This window comes from Shewanella sp. (assembly GCF_047975355.1).
In the GTDB taxonomy this organism is placed as follows: domain Bacteria; phylum Pseudomonadota; class Gammaproteobacteria; order Enterobacterales; family Shewanellaceae; genus Shewanella.
The window spans coordinates 1-6,933 of sequence record NZ_JBKEDJ010000091.1 but is presented as its reverse complement, the minus strand read 5'-3'; the positions used below and the strand labels follow the sequence as shown (position 1 = coordinate 6,933).

The window sequence follows — 6,933 nt, the reverse complement described above, 5'->3', positions numbered from 1 at the left end:
ATTTGTCACCGCCCGCGATGGCGCTAAGGTGCCAGTGTCCTTGGTGTATCGTAAGGATAAGTTCAACAAAGACGGCACCAATCCTTTGTACCAATATGGTTATGGTTCATATGGTTACACAGTAGAGCCTGACTTTTCATCGTCGGTTATCAGTTTGCTCGACCGCGGCTTTGTGTATGCCATCGCCCATGTGCGCGGCAGCGAAATGTTGGGCCGCCCTTGGTACGATGCGGGAAAATTACTGAATAAAAAGAATACCTTTAATGACTTTATCGATGTCACCACCGCCTTAACCGAGCAAGGTTATGGCGATAAAAATAAAGTGGTGGCCTCGGGTGGCAGTGCTGGCGGGCTATTAATGGGTGCGATTGCCAATATGGCGCCTGAAAAGTACTTTGCCATTGCGGCGCACGTGCCCTTTGTGGATGTGGTTACTACTATGCTCGATGAGTCGATTCCACTCACCACCAACGAGTACGATGAATGGGGCAATCCAAACGAGAAGACCTATTTCGACTATATGCTCAGCTACTCACCCTATGACAATGTTGCCGACCATGAGTACCCACACCTGTTGGTGACGACAGGTTTGCATGATTCACAGGTGCAGTATTTCGAGCCTGCGAAATGGGTAGCAAAACTGCGTGAAGTGCAAAATAAATGGTACAAACTGGACGATAAGGTGTTGTTATTCGAAGTTAATATGGATGCAGGACACGGTGGCAAGAGTGGCCGTTACCGCCAGTATCAAGACACGGCGCAGGAATATGCTTTCTTCTTAAGCCTGCTCGGCATGACTAAGTAGGCGCCAACGGGTGACCGATGTAGTGATTGAAGCCGCTAATTCAACTCCCTCGGCTAGCCCCCGAAAAGGGGCTAGCCAAGCGCAAGTTGTTAACAAAGCTCAGCTTTCGAGCATGTCAGAAGCGCTAGGTGCTGAGCAAGCTGTTACTCCGGAGCAAAGCGCGCCTTCAGAGTTAGAACAAGTCTCGATCTGGTATCTGTACCTTATCCGCTGCGCCAATGGCCACTTATACACAGGCATCACCACAGATGTCGCACGCCGCTTTAACGAACATCAATCAAGCAGCCCCAAAGCTGCAAAGTACCTGCGCGGCAAAGGGCCACTAACTTTGATGTATCAAGAAGTCGTCGGCAGTCACGGGGATGCGCTAAGGCGTGAAATCGCGGTTAAAAAGTTAAGCCGCAGTCAAAAGCTGGCAATGATTGAGTTCGGAATGTTAGCGGGGAGCGATTAAGCTCAGCCATTCCAGTGACTCGCCATGAACTCATCCCTGAGGGCTCGACGGCGGCATCCATGCCGCCAACGGTCACTTCCATGCCAGTGCTTAATCCCATTAACTACAGAGTATTCTGTTAGCCTGCACATATCCCGATTCTGTTGTTTAATCGCAGGATTTAACAGTGGGTGTCTTGTTAAGCTATCGATTAACGTAAATGTAGTTTTAACAAGATAGGACGTTGGCCTTACTAAACCCGAGGTGACCATATGTGTCTACTTCGACTGTTGGTTGAAGGTAAACCGAAAGTGCATTATGTGATTGATTTAAAATGAATGGATTGATTTATTGCCTAGATTTTATTTGTAGATTAGCTAGAATGCGGTGCTATACCTATTGTGGTTCACAAGGAGAGTAACTTATGAGTAATCAGAATCCCGCCTCAGAAATTAAGGCGCGAATAGTAGAATTTGATCGGATTTTAAGTAGCTCAGGTGCAAACAATACATCTGATGTTATTAATAGGGCAGGTAAATCAGAGGTGGAATCTGATCTCTCTGCAATTGATAAAATATTGCAAAACATGCCAATTGGAAAAGCAGTACAGTATTACTCCCAATTAGAAGATATTACCGCCGAAGTAATTGCGCGCACTCACGAAGAAGTATGTTTTAATCAGTTAAAGCTTCCTGACATTCCGGTAGTCGGTCATGATAGTTCAGAGAGTATTAGAGGATTTATCACATATTTATCAAAGGTAAGTTTTTTAATTCAACCGCTTATTGAGGATGAGGTTGGTTCAAGAAAGAAAAATAATTTCTTTTCGGCAATCGAGAATAAAAAGAAAATTCTTAATAAAGGTTTTTTTATGAGTTTTCAGATGGAGATTTAGACCGAGTTCAAAGTTTGATTAATGAGTTGAGAGAACATATTTCTGGTTCAGACTTATTTGAAGATAATCACCGTTCAAGATTGCTTCGCAGATTGGAGTCTCTGCAGTCCGAAATTCATAAGAAAATGAGCGATGTTGATAAAATTTGGGGACTTGTTGGTGATGCTGGAGTTGTAATAGGAAAATTCGGCAAAGATGCTAAACCTTTTGTTGATAGGATTAAAGAACTCTCCCAAATAGCTTGGAAAACGCAAGCAAGAGCTGAAGAGCTACCTTCAAGCAGTCAAAACCCTTTACTTGGAAATGAAGAGCGCTAATCCTAAATAAGTATCATAAAGTCATCATGAAGAATGTTAAAATCTTGGCTTGCTCAGTTTATTGAGACACTTATCGTAAAATCAGACTCATGATAGGTACTACTCGGCTATCAATGTTTGCACTCAATCAAGCATTGTTGCACCAGTGATCTTCTAAAACATGGATGTTTTAGTTGAGCCTACAGGGACGCGATTTTTAAAACATAAGTACGGCGAGTCACTGGTGCGGCTGATATAAGAGCGTGCGAAAGCCTGCGGCAGGCAATTAGGGGATACGATAGCCTGAAGCTGTGATGTTGCCTATTAGCAACTCGAACCATTATCGAAACTAGCACAGGCTCACCGAGTGAGTTTATCTAGATAATCATTGTCAAACTTTGCTCCGAAAACAATTAGGTAAAACGTTACCAAAGGTTTACCTGTATTGAGCCTGAGAAAGTCTCAGATGCAAAAAAAGATGCCACTACAAGGGGTTAGTGGCATAAAGTGCATAAGAATGTCCATGGAACGGTAACGCAAAAGGGGTGGGTAGAAGACTGACATTTGGTTGGGTACTGCAACATCAGTCTCTACGCCGGGAAGTTGGTTGAGCGGTAACGCTGTTAATCTAACGGGCTTAGTGTTTACTGACTGGGCCATCGATTTTATCGAAGCTCACATCCCCTGAACCTGCCGAGAGAATGGTTAAGCCCTTGGTGTTCACCACATTGATATCGCCTGAGCCATCGTTGATGGTGACTGTGTTTTGCACATTGGCGACGTTGATTTCGCCAGAACCATCATCAATGGTGATGCTGCCTTTAATATCATTGACTTGGATGCCGCCAGAGCCATCGACAATCGCCAGATTACCGTTGACTTGGCTGACTTCAATCGCGCCAGAACCATCGTCGATGCTGACATTATTGCCGCCATGGATAACCAGTTCGCCCGAGCCATCCTTGACCTTGATATCCGCGGTCATCTTGTTGATCAAAATCGCACCCGAACCATCGTCAATGTCCAGTGCTAATCCGGCGGGCACTTGTAACTTAAGGTCGATATAGGGCGAGTAATTGCTAAAGCTGCTATGGGATTCAAAGTCGGCCTTAAGCTGGGCTTTGTTGGCCTTTTTCTCAAGGGTCAGAATCACTTTGCTATCGTCATTAGCGTAAATATCAGCGACTAGCTTAATTTGGGTCAGGCCTTCGACACCTATGATCTCAAGGCTGCCTGCACCCGTTTCGGCGACGAGTTCCTGTAGGTCTTGAGCATCGAGGGTGAGTTCACGTTGCTGGTGGTCTAAATCCGGCATGCCGGCGGCGTTCACATTGATAATGCAGCCAGTGAGTGACACGCCAACCGTAAAGAGGGCGACAAATCCTAGGGTGAATATAAAAGGGCGTAGTGACATTTTCTTCTTCCTTGTTATCGACACTCGACGACCGACTGAGTGCTGAGCTATGAGCGATAAGCTTGATATCAGTCGAGACTGCACATCCTATGCCAATTTTAAAATGTATTAATAATCATGTAGATAAATTAAATGTGTCCGCTTGGTTGTGGGCGGACATGTCCGCTGAATGAGTGATTTTTCCCAAAGAGTGGTGAAATTACTCACTTATTCGGTTAGCGTGTGTCCAACATTCCAGCTTGATAAAAAGCGTAACCAGAAAGGACTCATATGGATTACTTAACGACTAATAAAATCGCTTGGGATGCCCGCACTCGAGTGCACTTAATCTCTGATTTTTATGATGTTAAAGGCTTTTTGAGTGGCAACAGCTCCTTAACGGAAATCGAATTAAATGAGCTTGCGGTGGCGGGCAAAAGCCTACTGCATCTGCAATGTCATTTTGGTTTAGATTCCCTGTCGTGGGCGCGAATGGGCGCAAAAGTGACTGGGGTCGATTTATCCGAGGTGGCGATTGCTGAGGCGCGCAAGCTGGCGCAGCAGACGCAGTTGTCCGCCGAGTTTATCTGTAGCGATGTCTACAGCGTAGCGGGCAAGATTGAGCCGCAAGATATTGTCTTTACCTCCTATGGTGCCATTGTGTGGCTGCCGGATTTAACACTCTGGGCGCAGACCATTGCGGCGTGTTTAAAGCCCAGCGGACAGTTTTATATGGCCGAGTTTCATCCGGCGCAGCAGCTATTTGATGGGTATAGCTATTTTAATCGGGGTGAGCCAGATATTGAGCAGGAAGGGACCTATACCGAGAACGCCGGTGATGAGCAGCAGACCTTAATGTGCTGGTCACATAGCTTGTCTGAGGTGATCAATGCCTTATTGCAGGCGGGCTTAGTGTTGGAGTTCTTCCACGAATTTGCGTTTAGCCCCTATAACTGTTTCGCAGGGCTAGAGGCGCAAGCCGATGGCCGTTATGTGCTAACACACCAAGGGCAGCATGTGCCCTTGGTGTATAGCATTAGCGCGCGTAAGCCTGTTTAATCTTTGCCGTTTTTAACTGCGGGGATTAGCGGCTACGGTAGACCGGATATTTAAGATATTGATTATCGTAGTAAGGGCTGCGCTCATAGAACCAGCGTAAGCGAGCCTCGGGATCGACGGCAAACTCTGGGTTTTCCAGCGCTTTGTTAAATTCCGCCTGCAGCTTTGGATCTTCCTTCAGCATCTTGGCGGCCAGCGGCTCTACGGCGTAGTCCTCAATGTATTCGGTACGAGTAAAGATAGGGTTAAAGAAGCCCCATTGCAGCAGTGAATCCGGTGATTGTGGCTCGAGCAGTAAAATCGCCAGATCGCCTAGGGGTTGATCTGTGCTGACTTTCACCGTGCCCGCAGGCAAGGTGGTGGTCAGTTTCGCCAGTGTCGAGTCGGCCTTCACAGTGAGTCGACCCTCAAACGCCTTGGTATTAAACACCGGATTGCTCAAGCTGTATTGCTGCAATTTAAGCTCTGTTGGCTTGCTTAAACGTGTCATCCGAATGCCATGTAGATTTAAGCGGTCGATCACTTGCGTCCACTGGGCGGGAATATAGTAAGCACTCGGGCGAGTGACTTTAATATCGGGCACGGTTTCGGCAAGTACAGGTAAATTCGGGTACAGCTTAGGCTCGCCAGTCCAACGCACAACCTCGGTGCCGCTAATTGGACTCTGCTCTAGCCGGTAATCTATGCCTTTAAAATCCCAGCCTTTAGCCAGTGGCGCCGATTTCCACGTTAATGTGATCAGCGGCGAGGCGCGGTATTTATCCTCTTGAATCGCACTCTTTAACTTGGTCGCTTGGTCACCGACGGTTTTTAGAGTTTGCTCTAGCATCACATAGGTGCCAAGTACACGCTGCTTAAAGGGTTTTAAGCTGTGGTTCTCAATCAAAATGGTGGGTAGATGGCGGGCGTCACCGTAACCATTAGAGAAACGTGGGCTGGGATTCCACAGTGACATGCCTTTAGTAATATCAGTATTGTCGACGGCGAAAATTAGCGGACCTGGGATATGACCCTGAGCGCTTAGCGCAGCTTCTACCGCGGGGCGGTAGCTATTTTCGAGCCAACGGAAACTGGCGGGACTCAAGCCTTGGGCGAGGTTGTAGCCGAAGGTGATGTCGTACTGGTAGTCGATACCGTCGGTGACATGCACATCGATATACAGATCCGGTTGCCACACATTGATTGCCCGCAGCATATGCTGCATTTCTAAGGTGTCGGCCTTGGCGTAATCGCGGTTCAGGTTGAGGTTATTGGCATTGGTGCGCCAACCCATATTGACTGGGCCGCGTTGATTAACGCGGTTAAATTCGCCGCTGCGCTCATGGGCATCGACGCTAAACATAGGCACAAACAGCAAGTTAGCCTTTTCGAGCAAGTCGCTCTTGTCGCCTTTGATGATATCCCGCAGCAGCATCATGCCGGCGTCTTTACCGTCGATTTCGCCCGCGTGGATCCCTGCCTGCACCAGAATCGTCGGCTTAGTGTTTTGCTTTAGACGTGCCGATTCGTTAATGCCTTCACTGCTGGCGACATACATCCAAATGTCGCGCCCTTGAGGGCTCTTACCCAGGCTGACTTTCTGCAATTTGGTGGTTTCGGCCGTTAATCGGTCGAGCCAAGTAATGGTATCGTCATAGCTTGGGCTTTCGGTGCCGTTGCTTTGCTCGAAGGGCGTCGCCCATTCGTTATCGGCGCTGAGTAACAACGACTCACTGGCACCGTGCCACGTAATGCTCGGCGGTAGAATGGCGTCATTCACAAAGGTATTGGCGCGAGTCGGTGTCGCTGTCACTGCGGCTTCGGGAGCTGCTACTGCACCGGGGGAAACGCTGCTTTCGGCACTGGTGTCAACCGCGTCGATTTTAGCGGCCTCAGCGTTGGCAGCTCCAGTAGTCGTCACTTCAGGCTGCGCGACTTCGGCATTTGCGGCAACGGCTAGCTGGGCGGTGAATAGTGAACCCGCCGATAAGCAGGCAATGGCGATAACGGAAGGGGAAAACAAGCGCATGAAAACAGTCCACACATCGAATTTTTATTAGGGCGGTATCTTTT

7 protein-coding genes are annotated in these 6,933 nt (G+C 47.8%); 5 read left to right on the top strand and 2 right to left on the bottom strand.

Annotation, left to right across the window (positions count from 1 at the left end; translation table 11 throughout):
- The 4 genes from ACK5NH_RS19545 to ACK5NH_RS19530 form a co-directional block, all read left to right on the top strand.
- The coding region (locus tag ACK5NH_RS19545; protein ID WP_416922766.1) for a prolyl oligopeptidase family serine peptidase at nt 1-805 on the top strand (805 nt) is incomplete at its 5' end.
- Between the two features lie 10 nt (nt 806-815).
- A complete protein-coding gene (locus ACK5NH_RS19540) occupies nt 816-1,259 on the top strand; it encodes a GIY-YIG nuclease family protein (protein ID WP_416922764.1) in 444 nt (147 codons plus the stop codon).
- Nucleotides 1,260-1,662: 403 nt separating this feature from the next.
- Nucleotides 1,663-2,133, top strand: coding sequence for a hypothetical protein (locus ACK5NH_RS19535; RefSeq protein WP_416922762.1), 471 nt, complete (start codon nt 1,663-1,665; stop codon nt 2,131-2,133).
- 14 nt (nt 2,134-2,147) lie between these two features.
- Entirely contained in the window at nt 2,148-2,450 is a 303-nt protein-coding gene (locus ACK5NH_RS19530) for a hypothetical protein (protein WP_416922760.1), read from the top strand.
- 616 nt (nt 2,451-3,066) lie between these two features.
- Here ACK5NH_RS19530 and ACK5NH_RS19525 read toward each other — a convergent pair.
- A complete protein-coding gene (locus ACK5NH_RS19525; RefSeq protein WP_416922758.1) occupies nt 3,067-3,843 on the bottom strand; it encodes a hypothetical protein in 777 nt (258 codons plus the stop codon).
- 270 nt (nt 3,844-4,113) lie between these two features.
- Here ACK5NH_RS19525 and ACK5NH_RS19520 point away from each other — a divergent pair, with 270 nt between their 5' ends.
- Nucleotides 4,114-4,881 (top strand): class I SAM-dependent methyltransferase, encoded by a 768-nt coding sequence (locus ACK5NH_RS19520; RefSeq protein WP_416922756.1) that lies wholly within the window; start codon nt 4,114-4,116, stop codon nt 4,879-4,881.
- Between the two features lie 25 nt (nt 4,882-4,906).
- Here the strand turns inward: ACK5NH_RS19520 and ACK5NH_RS19515 are convergent, their stop codons facing one another.
- Nucleotides 4,907-6,889 carry a M14 family metallopeptidase gene (locus ACK5NH_RS19515; protein WP_416922754.1) on the bottom strand — a complete coding sequence of 661 codons (1,983 nt, stop codon included), beginning with the start codon at nt 6,887-6,889 and terminating at the stop codon, nt 4,907-4,909.
- Nucleotides 6,890-6,933: the final 44 nt, after the last annotated feature.

What these genes read in the sequence shown, in the direction of transcription:
- ACK5NH_RS19535 (WP_416922762.1), top strand. Translation starts at nt 1,663, where the DNA reads ATGAGTAATCAGAATCCCGCCTCAGAAATTAAGGCGCGAATAGTAGAA.
- ACK5NH_RS19525 (WP_416922758.1), bottom strand. Translation starts at nt 3,843, where the DNA reads ATGTCACTACGCCCTTTTATATTCACCCTAGGATTTGTCGCCCTCTTT.
- ACK5NH_RS19520 (WP_416922756.1), top strand. Translation starts at nt 4,114, where the DNA reads ATGGATTACTTAACGACTAATAAAATCGCTTGGGATGCCCGCACTCGA.
- ACK5NH_RS19515 (WP_416922754.1), bottom strand. Translation starts at nt 6,889, where the DNA reads ATGCGCTTGTTTTCCCCTTCCGTTATCGCCATTGCCTGCTTATCGGCG.